A 16,529-nucleotide genomic window follows, 5' to 3' on the forward strand; every position below is an offset into this window, starting at 1 on the left:
CGCCGGACCACGTGCAACCGTGTCTCGCGCGGGGCCTGGCCCCACGCTTTCCCCCGTCGCCGTCAGGGTGGGCGCGCGGCGGGGAAACCCCTGCATTGTCGCGTTTTCAGCCGCGCGGGGCAAAGCCGCGCCATACGCGCCGGTACTGCAACGCAGTGATTCACCCGGCTGGGGGTGTCACGCAAAAAAAGACGCAGCCTCGCGGCTGCGTCCATCGTGAGCCCTGCCGGGAGAGAGTCGGCAGGACTTACTTGACCTCGAACTCCTGCGGCGTTCCGGCCGCCTTACCATCAACCATGACTTCGGCGCGGTACTTGCCGGCCGGCCAGCCATTGGCGTTCTTGAAGGTGATGTTGGTGGTCTCGGCACCGCTGGTGTTCAGCGTGGCATTCTGCTCGCCGGCGACCTGACCGTCCTGGAAGGTCAGCTTGGCGCCGACGTTGACGTTGTTGGCAGCACCGTCGGTGCGGACCGACACGATCACATCGTCCTTCGGCGCGAACAGTGCTGCCGGAGCGACGGACTTGTCCGCTGCCGCCGTCTTGCCGACGGAGACGGAGGAGACGGCTACTGCCGCCTCAGACATCGGCGGCGGCGCGCCGGTCATCGGTGCCGGGGCCGTTTCGGCCGGGGCGGTGGCAGCGGGCGCTGCATTGCTGTCGGTCGACTCTTCCTTCTTCTTGCAACCCACCAGGGCGACGCTGCCCAACAGGGCGGTCAGCAGGGCGGTCTGGAGCGGCGTGGTCTTGATCATTCGGTGTTCCTCCCAGGATTGTCGGATGGCGTGCGGGCGCGGCCGGCTTACTTCGGTGGCAGTTTCAGGGTCTGGCCAGGGAAAATCTTGTCCGGGTCATCGAGCACGTCCCGGTTGGCTTCGAAGATCTTCTTCCAGGCATTGGCGTCGCCAAGATGCGCCTTGGCGATCTTCGACAGCGAGTCCCCCTTCTGCACGGTGTAGGTGCCGCCGCTGACCACCTCGGCGGTGCTGTCCACCGAGCCGCTGACGCCGGAGAAGTCCGCCTTCGGTGCCTGCTGGGCGGTACTGTCGACGCTGGCGCTGACGCCGGAGAAATCAGCTTTCTTCTCGGTACTCATCCACAACTCCCGTCTGCATGACTACGTGGTTCGCACGGTGCCATGGCGGTTGTTAAATGGGGATGGTGCAGATGTGAAGCCGCCCCCCGGGGTGGCTGAACAATCGGGAGATGGACACCCCCTGCCCGCTGCTCCACCGGTAGCGCCGGGCCATGCCCGGCGGCGGTGGCTGGGCCCGCTGCGCTCGCCGGGCATGGCCCGGCGCTACCCGTAACCGCCTGCGAGGGGTTGGTGGGCCCGCTGCGCTCGCCGGGCGTGGCCCGGCGCTACCGTAACCGCCTGCGGCGGTTACTGGCGCAGCTCGCGGTAGGTCGCGGCCGGGGCAGCGATGCCGGGGCTGGCGCGCCATGGATTGATGTCGAGGCCGCCGCGACGCGTGTAGCGCGCTTCCACTTCCAGCCACTGCGGCCGGCAGCGCGCGGAGACCTCGCTGAAGATCCGCTCCACGCACTGCTCGTGGAATTCCGCGTGCTCGCGGTAGCTCACCAGATAGCGCAGCAGGCCGGCCCGGTCGATCTTCGGCCCCCGATAGCGCAGGCTGACCGTGGCCCAGTCCGGCTGGCCGGTAACCGGGCAGTTGGATTTCAGCAGCGCGGAGACCAACGTCTCCTCCACCGGCTGCGCAGCGTCGGCCGAGAGGAAGTCCGCCTGCGGGGGGCCGTAGCAGTCGATCTCCAGGTCCAGGCCGTCGATGGATTCGCCCAGCGGTACCGGGCGCAGTTCGGGCAGGCCGAACGCCACCTGCACGGGTGCGCCGGCACAGGCTGACAGATCGTCGACAAGACGCGCATGCAGTGCCTCGGCACTGTCGATGCGGGTGCTGTTGAGGGAATTCAGGTACAGCTTGAACGACTTCGATTCGATCAGGCACGGCGAGGTGCAGGGCACCTGCACGGTGGCAACGGCCACCTGCGGCTTGCCACGCGGGTCGAGCCAGCTCAGCTCGAACGCATGCCAGCGATCATGGCCGACGAACGGCAGCGCGGTGTCATCGAGGCCGATCTCGGCGCGGGCGGCGCGGCGGGGGATGGGAAACAGCAGGCCGGGATCGTACTGCGACGGGTAACTGACCTCGCGACCGAGGCTGGAATCCTGGGGGGTGTTCATGGGGCCATTGTATCGCGACGGGGCCGGGCCTCCGGCCGGGCCGGCCAACGGCGGAGCCCCTCCGTGGTGGTTTTGTCGGTTGGTCGTGGAAGGCGGTCTATCGGCTTGGCCGGGTGGGTAGGCGGGTCAGGGGACGCCGTAAACCCGTCCTTGGGGGCTTGGCCGCGGCATCCATGCCGCGGACACCCCCGCCCCGCCTACCCACCCGGCCCCTGACAGTTCCCTGCACGCAGCCACCACCACGGGAAAGATCAGAAAAATCAAAATCAAAAGCCAATCCTTCAGACATTCCCGATGTCTGCCTGTGTCGACCAAGGTCGACACCTACCAACAGCCGCGTGAACCTGTCGGGGGCGGGGCGGTGTGGGCCTGCAGGACCGTTGGCGCCATGGATGGCGCCATCGAGCCCCCATGGACGGGTTTACGGCGTGTCCTGCAGGCCCACACCGCCCCGCCCAACCAACAGAAATCCAGCACCGCTTTTGCCGTTGACGTTGCCGTTGCTTCAGGGGTGCAGGGCTGCAAGCCCTGCCGCAAAGCCTCACCCTGCCGGGGTGCCGGCACCATGCAGGTAGTCCAGGCTCACCTGCAGCAGTGCACGCAGTCCCACGTCCAGCGCCTTCTCATCCAGGAGGAACTTCGGCGAATGATTGGCCGGTGCCGTCGCCGGATCGATGCCCACGCTGGTGGAGCCGACGAAGAAGAACATGCCCGGCACCTCCTTGGCATACAGCGAGAAGTCCTCCGCGCCCATCTGCAGGGGCGGTTCGTACACGTTGTCCTTGCCCACCACCGCCTGCAGGCTCGGCAGCATGCGCGCCGTCAGCGCCGGATCGTTGACCGTGGCCGGGTTGCCTTCTGATTCGTAGATGTCGGTGACCGCCTTTGCCCCGTGCGCGGCCGCAGTGTGCTCTGCGACGTTGCGCAGGTCGGCGAAGATCTGCTGGCGCATGCCCTCGTCGAACGTGCGGATGGTGCCGACCATCTCCACCTCGTCCGGAATGATGTTGTAGCGGATGCCGCCGTTGATCGCACCGAAGGTGAGCACCGCCGGCTGCTTGGACAGATTCGCGCGACGGCTGACGATGGTCTGCGCGGTACCGACCAGATCGGCCGTGGCAACGATCGGGTCGACACCGTTCCACGGCGCGGAGCCATGCGTCTGGCGGCCGATCACCTTGATGCCGAAGCGGTCCGAGGCGGCCATCAGCGGACCGCCACGCACGGCGATCTGACCGGCCTGCACGCTGGAGAACACATGCAGGCCGAACACGGCTTCCGGCTTGAAGTCGGCGAACAGGCCCTCCTTCAGCATCAGCGCGGCACCGCCTTCTTCCGGCGGCGGCGCGCCCTCCTCTGCCGGCTGGAAGATCAGCATGACCTGGCCCGGCAGGTCCTTCTTCATTGCCACCAGCGCCTCGGCCACACCCAGCAGGGTGGCGGTATGGGCATCATGGCCGCAGGCATGCATCACGCCCACCGTCTGCCCGCGGTACTGATCGGTCGCCTTCGAGGCGAACGGCAGGCCGGTCTGTTCGGTCACCGGCAGCGCGTCCATGTCGGCGCGCAGGGCGATCTTCGGACCCGGCCTGCCGCCTTCGATGATCGCCACCACGCCATGATGGGCAATGCCGGTCTTCGGCTTCAGGCCCATTGCGCGCAGGTGCTTGGCGACCTCGGCCGAGGTCCGTACTTCGCGGTTGGACAGCTCCGGATGCTGGTGGAAATCACGGCGCCACTCCACCACTTTGGCCTGCAGCCGCTGTGCGGCCGCGGTCACCTCGGGACGCTGCCCGTCCTGGGCATGGGCAAGGGCCGGCAGGGCCAGGATCAGGGCGGACAGCAGCAACGAACGGCGCATCTCGGTACTCCACGGCAGGGTTCTGCACCTGAATGTAGGGCAACGCTGCCTTTACGGGAACCTCCGCGGCCGGTCCCGGTCCTAGCGCCCGTCCCATCCGTCATGCAGGAAACGTGATGTGGCACAGGTATGCTTTGCGCATTGCCCACCGGGCCCCGCCCGTCCAGCCCTCTTGGAGTCCTTGAATGTCACGTGTTTGGAAGATCGTGCTGCTGGTCGTGGCGGTACTGGTGCTGGCCGTGGTGGGCCTGCGCGTGCTGGGCGGTGGCAAGGACAAGGCCGGCAGGCCCGGCGTCGCCGCCGGCCAAGGTGGCGATGACGCCGATGCCGCACCGGTACCGGTGACCGTGATCGACGCCGTGCGCCAGGACGTGCCCGTCTACGCCAGTGCGCTCGGTACGGTCACCGCGATGAATACCGTCACGGTCAGCCCTCAGGTCGGCGGCCAGCTGATGAGCCTGAACTTCCGCGAAGGCCAGGAAGTGAAGCAGGGCGACGTGCTGGCGGTGATCGACCCACGTACCGCCCAGGCCAGCTATGACCAGGCCGCTGCCGCCAAGCGCCAGAACGAGGCGCTGCTGGCGACCGCGCGCTCCAACTACCAGCGCTCCAATGCCCCCGAGTACCGCCAGTACGTCGCCAAGACCGATCTGGATACACAACGCAACCAGGTGGCACAGTACGAAAGCGCAGTGGCCGCCAACGAGGCGAGCATGCGCTCGGCGCAGGTGCAGCTGCAGTACACCAAGGTCACTGCGCCGATCTCCGGCATCGCCGGCATCCGTGCAGTCGATGCCGGCAACGTGGTCAACGCGGGCACCGCCCTGGTCACCCTGACCCAGATCCACCCGATCCACGTGCTGTTCAACCTGCCCGAACGCCAGCTCGGCGATGTGCGCCAGGCACAGGCGGCCGGCATCGTTCCGGTGGCCGCGCTGGACCGTGCCGATTCGCACGTGCTGTCCGGCGACGGCAAGCTCGATGTGGTCGACAACCTGATCAGCGCCGACAGCGGCACCTTCAAGGCACGCGCGGTGTTCGACAATGCGGACAACGGCCTGTGGCCCGGCCAGTTCGTCAATGTGCGCATGCAGCTGCGCACCATCGGCGGCGGCGTGGTGATTCCGACCCAGGCCGTGCTGCGTGGCCCGGACGGCGAGTATGTCTACGTCGTGCAGGGCGACAACACGGTGAAGATGCAGACCGTGCGCAGCGGCGTGGAAGTGGGCGACAGCCACGTGCAGATCGCCGAGGGCCTGAAGGGCGGCGAGCGGGTGGTCAGTGAAGGCCAGTTCCGCCTGAAGCCCGGCAGCAAGGTCACGGCCCTGAAGCCCGGTGAGACCCCGGCTGCACCCACCGAGGCCGAATTGAAGGCCGCCGAACAGAAGAGTGGCGGCGCAGGCCGCCGCGGTGGTGGCCCGCGCTGAGCGCAGGCCACCGATTCCTTTCGCGCCGGCATCGACGCCGGCGCTGCCATTGAAGCGCCAGCAAGGATCAGTCCGTGGGCTTTTCGACGATCTTCATCCGCCGCCCGATCGCCACCTCGCTGCTGATGGCGGGCCTGTTGCTGCTGGGCATTCTCGGTTATCGCAAGCTGCCGGTGTCGGCACTGCCGGAAATCGATGCGCCCAGCCTGGTGGTCACCACCCAGTACCCGGGTGCCAATGCCACCACGATGGCCTCGCTGGTCACCACCCCGCTGGAGCGGCAGTTCGGCCAGATCTCCGGCCTGGACCTGATGACGTCCGATTCGTCGGCCGGGCTGTCGACGATCATCCTGCAGTTCTCGATGGACCGCGACATCGATATCGCCGCGCAGGACGTGCAGGCGGCGATCCGCCAGGCCACCCTGCCCTCGTCGCTGCCCTACCAGCCGGTCTACAACCGGGTGAACCCCGCCGATGCGGCCATCGTCACCCTGAAGCTCACCTCGGACACGCGCCCGCTGCGGGAGGTCAACAACTACGCCGATTCGATCCTGGCCCAGCGCCTGTCGCAGGTGCAGGGCGTGGGCCTGGTGTCGATCGCCGGAAATGTCCGCCCGGCGGTGCGCATCCAGGTCAATCCGGCGCAGCTGTCGAACATGGGCCTGACCCTGGAAGAACTGCGCAGCGCGCTCACCCAGGCCAACGTCAATGCGCCGAAGGGCTCGCTGAACGGCAAGACGCAGTCCTACAGCATCGGCACCAATGACCAGCTGTCCAGTGCCGCCGAATACCGCGACACCATCATCAGCTACAAGAACGGCCGCCCGGTGCGGCTGTCGGACGTGGCCGCGGTGGTGGACGGCGTGGAGAACGACCAGCTTGCCGCATGGGCCGACGGCAAGCCGGCTGTCCTTCTCGAAGTGCGCCGCCAGCCGGGCGCCAACATCGTGCAGACCGTCGAGCGCATCCGCGCGATCCTGCCGCAGTTGCAGGGCGTGCTGCCGGCCGACGTGCATCTGGAGATCTTCAACGACCGTACCGAGACCATCCGCGCCTCCGTGCACGAAGTGCAGTTCACCCTGGTACTGACCATCGGCCTGGTCGTGGCGGTGATCTTCGTGTTCCTGCGCCGCCTGTGGGCCACGATCATTCCTTCGGTGGCGGTACCGTTGTCGCTGGCCGGCACGTTCGCGGTGATGGCGTTCACCGGCATGTCGCTGGACAACCTTTCGCTGATGGCACTGGTGGTCGCCACCGGCTTCGTTGTCGACGATGCCATCGTCATGATCGAGAACATCGTCCGTTACATCGAGCAGGGCAAGAGCGGCAAGGAAGCGGCCGAGATCGGTGCGCGCCAGATCGGCTTCACCGTGCTGTCGCTGACGGTATCGCTGGTGGCAGTGTTCCTGCCGCTGCTGCTGATGCCCGGCGTCACCGGCCGCCTGTTCCATGAGTTCGCCTGGGTGCTGAGCATCGCGGTCGTGCTGTCGATGCTGATCTCGCTGACGCTCACCCCGATGATGTGCGCCTACCTGCTCAAGCCCGACGCGCTGCCGGAAGGCGAGGACGCGCACGAACGGGCGCACGCGGCCGGCAAGCAGACCGTATGGAGCCGCACCGTCGGCCTGTATGAGCGCAGCCTGGACTGGGTGCTGGACCACCAGCGCCTGACCCTGGCCGTGGCCGGCGGCGCCCTTGTGCTGACCGTTCTGCTGTACGTGCTGATTCCCAAGGGCCTGCTGCCCGAGCAGGACACCGGCCTGATCACCGGCGTGGTGCAGGCCGACCAGAACATCGCGTTCCCGCAGATGGAGCAGCGCACCAGGCAGGTGGCCGAAGCGCTGCGCAAGGATCCGGATGTAACTGGCGTGTCGGCTTTCATCGGCGCTGGCAGCATGAACCCCACGCTCAACCAGGGCCAGTTGTCGATCGTGCTGAAGGAGCGCAGCCAGCGTGATGGGCTGGACCGGATCCTGCCGCGCCTGCAGGAGGCCGTCGCCGGGATTCCCGGCGTAGCGTTGTATCTGAAGCCGGTGCAGGACGTCACCCTCGACACCCGCGTGGCCGCGACCGAGTACCAGTACTCCCTGTCGGACGTGGACGCGGCCACCGTCGCCACCCAGGCCACGCGCCTGACCGAGGCCCTGCGCCAGCGGCCGGAGCTGGCCGACGTGGACAACAACCTGTCCAACCAGGGCCGTGCCCTGCAGCTGACGATCGATCGTGACAAGGCCAGCGTGCTGGGCGTGCCGATGCAGACCATCGACGACACGCTCTACGATGCGTTCGGCCAGCGCCAGATCTCGACCATCTTCACCGAGCTCAACCAGTACCGCGTGGTGCTGGAAGTGGCACCGGAGTTCCGCACCAGCACCGCGCTGATGGAGCAGCTGGCGGTGGCCTCCAACGGTGCTGGCGCGCTGACCGGCACCAACGCCACCAGCTTCGGCCAGGTCACCTCCTCCAACTCCTCCACGGCCACCGGCATCGGCGCGCAGAACACCGGCATCACGGTCGGTGCCGGCAACATCATTCCGTTGTCGGCGCTGGCCGAAGGCCAGGTGACCAGCGCGCCGCTGGTGGTCAGCCACCAGCAGCAGCTGCCGGCCGTGACCGTCTCGTTCAACGTCGCGCCGGGCTATTCGCTGTCCGAAGCGGTACGCGCGATCCAGGAGACCAAGGACAGTCTGGACATGCCGGCGCACCTGCATGCCGAGTTCATCGGCAAGGCCGCCGAGTTCACCGGCAGCCAGACCGATGTGGTGTGGCTGCTGCTGGCCTCGCTGGTGGTCATCTACATCGTGCTGGGCGTGCTGTACGAGAGCTACATCCATCCGATCACGATCATCTCGACCCTGCCGCCGGCAGGCGTCGGCGCGCTGCTGGCGCTGATGCTGTGTGGCCTGAGCCTGTCGGTGGACGGCATCGTCGGCATCGTGCTGCTGATCGGCATCGTCAAGAAGAACGGCATCATGATGGTGGACTTCGCGATCGAAGCACGCCGCGCCGGTGCCAACGCGCATGAAGCGATCCGCCGCGCCTGCCTGCTGCGCTTCCGCCCGATCATGATGACCACGGCTGCGGCCATGCTCGGCGCGCTGCCACTCGCGCTGGGTACCGGCATCGGCTCGGAACTGCGCCGTCCGCTGGGCATCGCCATCGTCGGCGGCCTGCTGCTATCGCAGCTGGTGACGCTGTACACCACGCCGGTGATCTACCTGTACATGGAGCGCTTCTCCGAGTGGCTGGCGCGCCGCCGCGAGCAACGCGCACTGCGCGAGGGCACGCTGCAGGAGCCGCAGGCATGACCCCTGCCCCGCTGCTGCGGGGGGCCGCGCGATGAACCTGTCCGGCCCCTTCATCCGCCGCCCGATCGGTACCGCCCTGCTGGCCATCGGCCTGTTCATGGTGGGCCTGATCTGCTACCTGAGGCTGGGTGTTTCGGCACTGCCGAACATCCAGATTCCGGTGATCTTCGTGCACGCCAGCCAGGCCGGTGCCGACGCGGCGACGATGGCCTCCACGGTCACCGCACCACTGGAGCGTCATCTGGGCCAGCTGCCGGGCATCGACCGCATGCGCTCGTCGAGCTCGGAAGGCAGCTCGCTGGTGTTCATGATCTTCCAGAGCGACCGTGACATTGATTCGGCAGCGCTGGACGTGCAGACCGCGATCAATTCCGCGCAGGCCGACCTGCCCTCGGGCATGGGTTCGCCGATGTACCAGAAGGCGAATCCGAACGACGACCCGGTGATCGCCATCGCACTGACCTCGCAGACGCAGTCGGCCGATGAGCTGTACAACGTGGCCGACTCGCTGCTGGCCCAGCGCATCCGCCAGATCAGCGGCGTGGCCTCGGTGGACATCGCCGGCGCGTCGACGCCGGCAGTGCGTGTGGACGTCAACCTGCGGCTGATGAACGCGCTGGGCCTGACCGCCGACGACCTGCGCAACGCGGTGCGCGCGGCCAATGTGACCTCGCCGACCGGCTTCCTCAGCGATGGCAACTCCACCACCGCGATCATCACCAACGATTCGGTGGCCCGCGCTGCAGACTTCGCCAACCTGGTGGTGAAGACCGAAGGCGACGGCCGGGTGATCCGCCTGAAGGACGTCGCCAACGTCTACGACGGCCAGCAGGACGCCTACCAGGCGGCATGGTTCGACCACAAGCCCGCGGTGGTCATGTATGTGTTCACCCGCGCCGGCGCCAACATCGTGGAGACCGTCGACCGGGTGAAGGCGCAGATCCCGACGCTGCGTGACTACCTGCAGCCGGGCACCACGATGACCCCATACTTCGACCGCACGCCGACGATCCGCTCGTCGCTGCACGAAGTGCAGATCACCCTGCTGATCAGCCTGGCGATGGTGGTGCTGACCATGGCGCTGTTCCTGCGCCGGCTTGCCCCGACCCTGATCGCGGCCGTGACGGTGCCGCTGTCGCTGGCCGGCGCCGCACTGGTGATGTATGCGCTGGGCTTCACCCTGAACAACCTGAGCCTGCTGGCGCTGGTGATCGCGATCGGCTTCGTGGTGGACGATGCGATCGTGGTGATCGAGAACATCATGCGCCACCTCGACGAAGGCATGCCGCGCCTGCAGGCAGCGTTCACCGGCGCACGCGAGATCGGCTTCACGATCGTCTCGATTACCGCCTCGCTGGTTGCGGTGTTCATCCCGCTGCTGTTCGCCAGCGGCATGATGGGCGCGTTCTTCCGTGAGTTCACCGTCACCCTGGTGGCGGCGATCGTGGTCTCGATGATCGTCTCGCTGACGCTGACGCCGGCGCTGTGCAGCCGGTTCCTCAGTGCGCACGACCATCGCGCGGCACCCTCGCGCCTGGGCCGCTGGCTGGACGCCGGCCACGAACGCATGCTGCGCATCTACACGGTGTTCCTCGATTTCTCCCTGCGCCACGCGTTGCTGCTCTCGCTCACGCCGCTGATCCTGATCGGCGTGACCGTCTTCCTGTTCGGCGCGGTGAAGAAGGGCGCCTTCCCGCCACAGGACACCGGGCTCATCTGGGGCCGCGCCAACTCCAGCGCAACCGTGTCCTTCGAGGACATGGTCAACCGCCAGCGCCGCATCACCGACATGCTGATGGCCGACCCGGCGGTGAAGACCGTCGGCGTGCGCCTGGGCAGTGGCCGCCAGGGTTCCAGCGCGCAGTTCAATGTCGAACTGAAGTCACGCAAGGAAGGCCGCCGCGAGACCACCGCGCACGCACTGGCGCGACTGAGCGCCAAGGCCGACCGCTATCCCGACCTGCAGCTGCGGCTGCGCGCCATCCAGGATCTGCCCAGCAACGACGGCGGCGGCTCCAGCCAGGGCGCGCAGTACCGCATCTCGCTGCAGGGCAACGATCTGGCGGCGCTGCAGGAGTGGTTGCCGAAGCTGCAGGCGGAACTGAAGAAGAACCCCAAGCTGCGCGATGTCGGCACCGACGTGGACAACGCCGGCCTGCGCCAGAACATCGTGATCGACCGCGCCAAGGCCGCGCGACTGGGCGTCTCGGTCGGTGCCATCGACGGTGCGCTGTACGGTGCATTCGGCCAGCGCCAGATCTCGACGATCTACTCGGACATCAACCAGTACAGCGTCGTGGTCAATGCCCTGCCTTCGCAGACGGCGACCCCCACCGCACTGGACGAGGTCCATGTGCGCGCAGGCAATGGCGAGATGGTGCCGATCACTGCGGTGGCCACCCAGGTACCGGGGCTGGCGCCTTCGCAGATCACGCATGAGAACCAGTACACGACGATGGACCTGAGCTACAACCTCGCCCCCGGCGTCAGCATGGGCGAGGCAAAGGCGATCATCGATGCGACCGTGGCCGGCATGCGCATGCCGGGCGACATCCGCCTGGCCGACGATGCGGGCTTTGGCTTCAATTCCGATCCCAGCGACATGCTGATCCTGGTATTGGCGGCGATCCTGACCGTGTACCTGGTGCTGGGCATGCTGTACGAAAGCCTGATCCATCCGGTGACGATCCTGTCCACGCTGCCGGCGGCAGGCGTAGGCGCGCTGCTGGCCCTGTTCGGTACCAACACCGAGCTGTCGGTCATCTCGATGATCGCGCTGGTGCTGCTGATCGGCATCGTCAAGAAGAACGCGATCATGATGATCGACTTCGCGCTGGTGGCGCAGCGCGAGCACGGGCTGACCCCGCGCGAGGCCGCGCGCGAGGCCAGCATCGTCCGCTTCCGGCCGATCATGATGACCACGATGGTGGCCATCCTGGCTGCGGTTCCGCTGGCAATCGGCCTGGGCGAAGGGTCGGAGCTGCGCCGGCCGCTGGGCATCGCGATGATCGGTGGCCTGCTGTTCTCGCAGAGTCTGACCCTGCTCAGCACGCCGGCCCTGTACGTGATCTTCTCCTGCCTGGCCGAGCGTTGGCGGGCGCGGCGCGCGCGCAGGCGCGAGGCGAAACTGCTCAAGCGCGCGCAGCGCGCCTAGCCTCGGTAGCGCCGGGCCACGCCCGGCGTGCCGCTACCACCCGGGCGACGCTCACGGTTTGACGCGCTGTAACGAAAAGAGAACAATTCGCAACCAGCCATGGTCCTGCGCCCCTGCGGCGCCCCGCTCCCAGTTCACGGACAGCCTGCGTGATCCCAGCCACTGCCTCTTCCCCCAACCATGGGTGGATGGCCTGTGGCCGTCCGCCGAGGAATCCGATCGATGCCTTCGTTCCGCACCCCGCGCCTGGCCCTGCTGGCCGCCGCCCTGTCCACCGCCTGCGCAGCCCATGCGCAAGCCCCGGCTGATGCCCGCAGCGCCACCGACCTGGACGCCATCAAGGTGGTCGGCGAACGCACCCACACCGAAGCCGGCGCGCTGGGTGACCGTGCCCTGCGCGATACCCCGTTCGCCATTACTGCGGTCGGCCGCGAACAGCTCGAGCAGCGCCAGGTCGTATCGCTGGGCGAAGCCTTCCTGTTCGATCCATCGGTCACCACCCAGGTAAGCGCCTACGCCAGCGGCTGGAGCTCGCCCATCCGCAACCGCGGCATCGATCTGAACTACGACAGCTACCGCGTGAACGGTCTGCAGGTGTCCTCGTGGGGCACCGAATGGCCGCTGGAAGTGATGGAACAGGTGGACCTGCTGAAGGGCCCCGGCGGCTTCCTGTACGGCTTCGGCGCGCCCGGCGGCATCGTCAACTACATCACCAAGAAGCCGACCGATACCCCTGCCTTCTCGGCGCAGCTGGGCTGGCGCGAACAGGCCATCATCAGTGGTGGTGTCGATGCCGGTGGCCGCTTCGGAAACGAAGATATGTTCGGCTATCGCTTCAACGCGTATCAGGAGAAGGGCGAAACCTTCAACGGCGGCCATGTCGACCGCAAGGTCGGCGCGCTGTCGCTGGAGGCGCGCCTGAGCAATGCGCTCACCTGGACCTTCGACGGCGTGTTCCAGTCCCGCGACCTGAGCGAAGAGTCGCCGCAGTACTACTTCATCGGCATGACCTCGCTGCCGCGGCCGATTGCCGGCGACGTCGACAACAGCGTGCCGGGCACCTACTACGATACCCGTTCCAGCCTGCTGTCCACGGCGTTCACCTGGCAGATCAACAGCGGCTGGAAGGCCAGCCTGAGCTACGGCGTCACCACCTCCTGGAACGACGTCAACAAGATCTTCGCCTACATCGACGATCCGAACGGCGACTACAACGTGAATGTGTATGAGCTGGGCGGCAAGAGCCAATGGAAACTGGCGCAGGCGCTGGTGCAGGGCGGCTTCCGCACCGGCCCGCTGCAGCACCAGCTGGTGGCCGGCGTCAGCCACCAGACCGGGCTGGGCTGGGACCGCCCCTACGAGTGGAACACCATTGGTCGCGCCAACCTGTACCAGCGTTCGGCCATCCGCCACGACGCGGTGGGTTCGCGGGTGATGACCCGCGGCGATGAAACCGTGCAGCAGGCCGTATTCGCCAGCGATACCGTGGACTTCGGCGGGGGCTGGTCGGTGCTGGCCGGCTGGCGCTACAACGACTTCGAGACCAAGGGCCGTTACCACACCTACCCGGTCACCCCGACCTATGCGGTGATGTTCAAGCCCAGCGAGGCCGTGACCCTGTACGCCAGCTACATTGAATCGCTGGAAGCCGGCAGCCGCGTGGGCAACCCCTACATCAACGCCGGTGATGTGCTGGGTCCGACCATCAGCAAGCAGTACGAGGTCGGCGCCAAGGTAGAAGCCTCGCGCTGGAATGCGAACGTGGCCGCATTCCGCCTGGAACGCGGTGCCAACATCGACCAGCCCACCGACGCCGGCCTGCGCCTGGTGCAGGATGGCATCACCCTGTACGAAGGCGTGGAAGCCAGCGCCGACCTGCACCTGACCGATGCGCTGACCGTGGGTGGCGGCGTGACCTGGCTGGACCCGACCTACGACAGGCTGTCGCCCGACAATGCCGCACAGGAAGGCAACCGCACCGTCGGCGCCGCGCGCTGGAGCGGTGTGCTGCATGCCAGCTACCAGCTGCCGTGGGTCGATGGACTGGAAACCTATGCTGCCGTGCGCTACTACGGCGATGTCTGGTACGACGCCGACAATACCCTGAAGCTGCCCGACTACACCCTGGTCAATGCCGGTGTGGGCTACCGCCTGATGGCGTCGGGGCACCCGGTCACCCTGCGCGCCAGCGTGGAGAACCTGGCCAATCGCAGGTACTGGTCGAACGCGGGCGTCGGCCTGCCGCGCACCTTCGCGGTGAGCGTGCGCTGGGAGATGTAACCCGGCTTGTGCGGGTGCGGACCGTGGGTCCGCACATTGAACACCGCACCCACGCGCACACCGCCATAATGGAGGCAATCCGCCGCCCGAGCCTGCATGTCCGCGTCCCATTCCCGCCTCAGCCGCCTGTGGGCGCACGAGAAAGCCAGCTATGGCCTGCGCGTGTTCATCGCCCTGTCGGCGGCGATGGCCGTGTGCTGGCAGCTGGACGCGCTCCCCGCGCTGCCCGGGGCGTTCCTTGGCATCATCGCCAGCGCGATCGCCGAAACCGACGACAACTGGTGGGGCCGCACCAAGGCGGTGCTGCTGTCGCTGCTGTGCTTCTGCATCGCCGCCGCCTCGGTGATCGCGCTGTTCCCGTGGCCGTGGCTGTTCATCGGCGCACTGGCGCTGTCCACCTTCGGCCTGACCCTGCTGGGCGCTCTGGGCGAACGCTACGCCTCCATCGCCCAGGCCACGGTCACCCTGGCCATCTACACCATGATCGGGCTGGAACAGCATGGCGGCGCCGGAGATCTGCCACGTGCGTTGCATGCGGTCAGCCACCTGCTGGCCGGTGCAGTCTGGTATGGCCTGCTGTCCATCGTCTGGACCGCGCTGTTCGCCAACCGCCCGGTGCGCGAACGCGTGGCCCGTCTTTACCAGGAACTGGGCCGCTACCTGCAGCTGAAAGCCGCCTTGTTCGAGCCGGTGCGTGAGGCCGACCTGCAGCGCCGCCAGCTGGATCTGGCCGAACAGAACCGGCGTGTGGTGGGAGCCCTGAACGAAGCAAAGACGGCGATCCTTGCGCGCTTCGGCCGTTCCGGCCGGCCCGGGGTCAACTCCGGCCTGTACCTGCGCCTGTACTACATGGCGCAGGATTTCCACGAGCGCGCCAGCTCTTCGCACTATCCCTATGGCGCACTGGTGGATGCGTTCTTCCACAGCGACGTGCTGTACCGCTGCCAGCGCCTGCTCGACCTGCAGGGGCAGGCCTGCGCGCGTCTGGGCGAAGCCATCCGCCTGCGCCGCCCGTTCGTGTATGGCGAGAGCAACCAGCAGGCCGGACGCGACCTCGCCGACGCGCTGGCCTACCTGCGCGACCAGCAGCGTCCGCAATGGCAGCGCCTGCTCGGTTCGCTGGATCTGCTGGTGCACAACCTGCGCAGCATCGAGCGCCGGCTGCTCGACGCCGAACGCTCCGAGGCCAGCCTGGACAATGTCGACACGCGCCTGCGTGACAGCAACCCGCACACCCTGCGCGAGATGGGGGTACGGCTGCGCCAGCAACTCACGCCCGGCTCGGTGCTGTTCCGCCATGGCCTGCGCATGGCGCTGGCGCTGATCGCCGGCTTCCTGGCGATCCGCCTGTTCAATGCCCAGAACGGTTCATGGGTGCTGTTGACCATCGTCTTCGTGTGCCGGCCGAACTTCGGCGCCACGCGCCAGCGCTTGGCACAGCGCATCGTCGGCACCCTGGCCGGCCTGGTATTGACCTGGGCCCTGCTGCAGCTGTTCCCACAGCTGCACGTGCAGCTGCTGATCGCCTTGCTGTCGGCGCTGCTGTTCTTCTTCACCCGCACCGATCGCTACCTGGTGGCCTCGGCCGCGATCACGGTGATGGCGCTGACCTGCTTCAACCTGATCGGCGATGGCTTCGTGCTGATCGTGCCGCGCATGGTGGATACGATCCTGGGCTGTGCGATCGCTGCGGCGGCCGCCTTCCTGATCCTGCCGGACTGGCAGGGACGCCAGCTGCATCGGGTGCTGTCACGGGTACTGGATACCGCCGCGCGTTACCTGGATGCGGTGCTGGGCCAGTACCGCAGTGGCATGCACGACGACCTGGCCTACCGTATCGCCCGCCGCGACATGCACAACGCCGATGCGGCGCTGTCCACTGCACTGTCGAACATGCTGCGCGAGCCCGGCCATGTACGCCGCAACCTGGATGCCGGCTTCCACTTCCTGGCGTTGTCCAACACCCTGCTCGGTCATCTGTCGGCACTGGGTGCCCACCGCGACCAGGTCGACAGCTACGCCGGCGACCCGCTGGCACTGGCCGCCGGCGACCGGGTGCGCAAGGCGCTGCAGCAGCTGGCCGGCGCGCTGGCCGCACGGCAGGCGGTTGCGGAGGATGACAATGATGCCGACCGCGCAGTCGCTGCGGAGCTGGAGCAGATCGAGGACGTGATGCCACCGAAGCTGCAGTTGATCCGCACCCAGATGGCGCTGGTGCTGCGCCTGCTGCCGAAGCTGCGTGCCGCCGCCAACGAGGCCGTACGCAGCCTGACCTGACCGCCGCCCGGCAGCACTGG

The 16,529-nt window shown here is 67.3% G+C and carries 9 protein-coding genes; 5 read left to right on the forward strand and 4 right to left on the reverse strand.

The annotated features are described in order from the left end of the window. Window positions 1-247: 247 nt before the first annotated feature. The 4 genes from ACZK08_RS17835 to ACZK08_RS17850 all read right to left on the reverse strand — a co-directional run bounded on the left by ACZK08_RS17835 (window position 248) and on the right by ACZK08_RS17850 (window position 4,063). A complete protein-coding gene (locus tag ACZK08_RS17835) occupies window positions 248-754 on the reverse strand; it encodes a hypothetical protein (RefSeq protein WP_053515624.1) in 507 nt (168 codons plus the stop codon). Between the two features lie 47 nt (window positions 755-801). Further along, the gene (locus ACZK08_RS17840; protein WP_053515622.1) at window positions 802-1,095 is read right to left on the reverse strand and encodes a LysM peptidoglycan-binding domain-containing protein; all 294 of its coding nucleotides are present in this window, start codon (window positions 1,093-1,095) and stop codon (window positions 802-804) included. Window positions 1,096-1,383: 288 nt separating this feature from the next. Further along, a complete protein-coding gene (gene queF / locus ACZK08_RS17845; RefSeq protein WP_065181541.1) occupies window positions 1,384-2,202 on the reverse strand; it encodes an NADPH-dependent 7-cyano-7-deazaguanine reductase QueF in 819 nt (272 codons plus the stop codon). Between the two features lie 541 nt (window positions 2,203-2,743). Next, window positions 2,744-4,063, reverse strand: a complete 1,320-nt coding sequence (locus ACZK08_RS17850) for a M20 family metallopeptidase (RefSeq protein ID WP_053515620.1) — start codon at window positions 4,061-4,063, stop codon at window positions 2,744-2,746. A gap of 185 nt (window positions 4,064-4,248) precedes the next feature. On the opposite strand from ACZK08_RS17850, the gene ACZK08_RS17855 reads away from it, so the two are divergent. The 5 genes from ACZK08_RS17855 to yccS all read left to right on the forward strand — a co-directional run bounded on the left by ACZK08_RS17855 (window position 4,249) and on the right by yccS (window position 16,509). Beyond that, a complete protein-coding gene (locus ACZK08_RS17855) occupies window positions 4,249-5,490 on the forward strand; it encodes an efflux RND transporter periplasmic adaptor subunit (protein ID WP_065181540.1) in 1,242 nt (413 codons plus the stop codon). Window positions 5,491-5,564: 74 nt separating this feature from the next. After that, the gene (locus tag ACZK08_RS17860) at window positions 5,565-8,798 is read left to right on the forward strand and encodes an efflux RND transporter permease subunit (RefSeq protein ID WP_053515615.1); all 3,234 of its coding nucleotides are present in this window, start codon (window positions 5,565-5,567) and stop codon (window positions 8,796-8,798) included. Window positions 8,799-8,829: 31 nt separating this feature from the next. Then, window positions 8,830-11,952: an efflux RND transporter permease subunit gene (locus ACZK08_RS17865; protein ID WP_065174390.1), complete on the forward strand. Its 3,123-nt coding sequence runs from the start codon at window positions 8,830-8,832 to the stop codon at window positions 11,950-11,952. 222 nt (window positions 11,953-12,174) lie between these two features. After that, complete coding sequence (locus tag ACZK08_RS17870) at window positions 12,175-14,232, forward strand: TonB-dependent siderophore receptor (protein WP_478452326.1); 2,058 nt, start codon at window positions 12,175-12,177, stop codon at window positions 14,230-14,232. A 96-nt stretch (window positions 14,233-14,328) separates the two neighbouring features. Beyond that, window positions 14,329-16,509, forward strand: a complete 2,181-nt coding sequence (gene yccS, locus ACZK08_RS17875) for a YccS family putative transporter (RefSeq protein WP_065174388.1) — start codon at window positions 14,329-14,331, stop codon at window positions 16,507-16,509. Window positions 16,510-16,529 lie beyond the last annotated feature (20 nt).

It is taken from the genome of Stenotrophomonas sp. 112478_Sma (genome assembly GCF_056479905.1).

What these genes read in the sequence shown, in the direction of transcription:
- ACZK08_RS17870 (WP_478452326.1), top strand. Translation starts at nt 12,175, where the DNA reads ATGCCTTCGTTCCGCACCCCGCGCCTGGCCCTGCTGGCCGCCGCCCTG.
- ACZK08_RS17865 (WP_065174390.1), top strand. Translation starts at nt 8,830, where the DNA reads ATGAACCTGTCCGGCCCCTTCATCCGCCGCCCGATCGGTACCGCCCTG.
- ACZK08_RS17835 (WP_053515624.1), bottom strand. Translation starts at nt 754, where the DNA reads ATGATCAAGACCACGCCGCTCCAGACCGCCCTGCTGACCGCCCTGTTG.
- ACZK08_RS17855 (WP_065181540.1), top strand. Translation starts at nt 4,249, where the DNA reads ATGTCACGTGTTTGGAAGATCGTGCTGCTGGTCGTGGCGGTACTGGTG.
- ACZK08_RS17850 (WP_053515620.1), bottom strand. Translation starts at nt 4,063, where the DNA reads ATGCGCCGTTCGTTGCTGCTGTCCGCCCTGATCCTGGCCCTGCCGGCC.
- queF (WP_065181541.1), bottom strand. Translation starts at nt 2,202, where the DNA reads ATGAACACCCCCCAGGATTCCAGCCTCGGTCGCGAGGTCAGTTACCCG.
- yccS (WP_065174388.1), top strand. Translation starts at nt 14,329, where the DNA reads ATGTCCGCGTCCCATTCCCGCCTCAGCCGCCTGTGGGCGCACGAGAAA.
- ACZK08_RS17840 (WP_053515622.1), bottom strand. Translation starts at nt 1,095, where the DNA reads ATGAGTACCGAGAAGAAAGCTGATTTCTCCGGCGTCAGCGCCAGCGTC.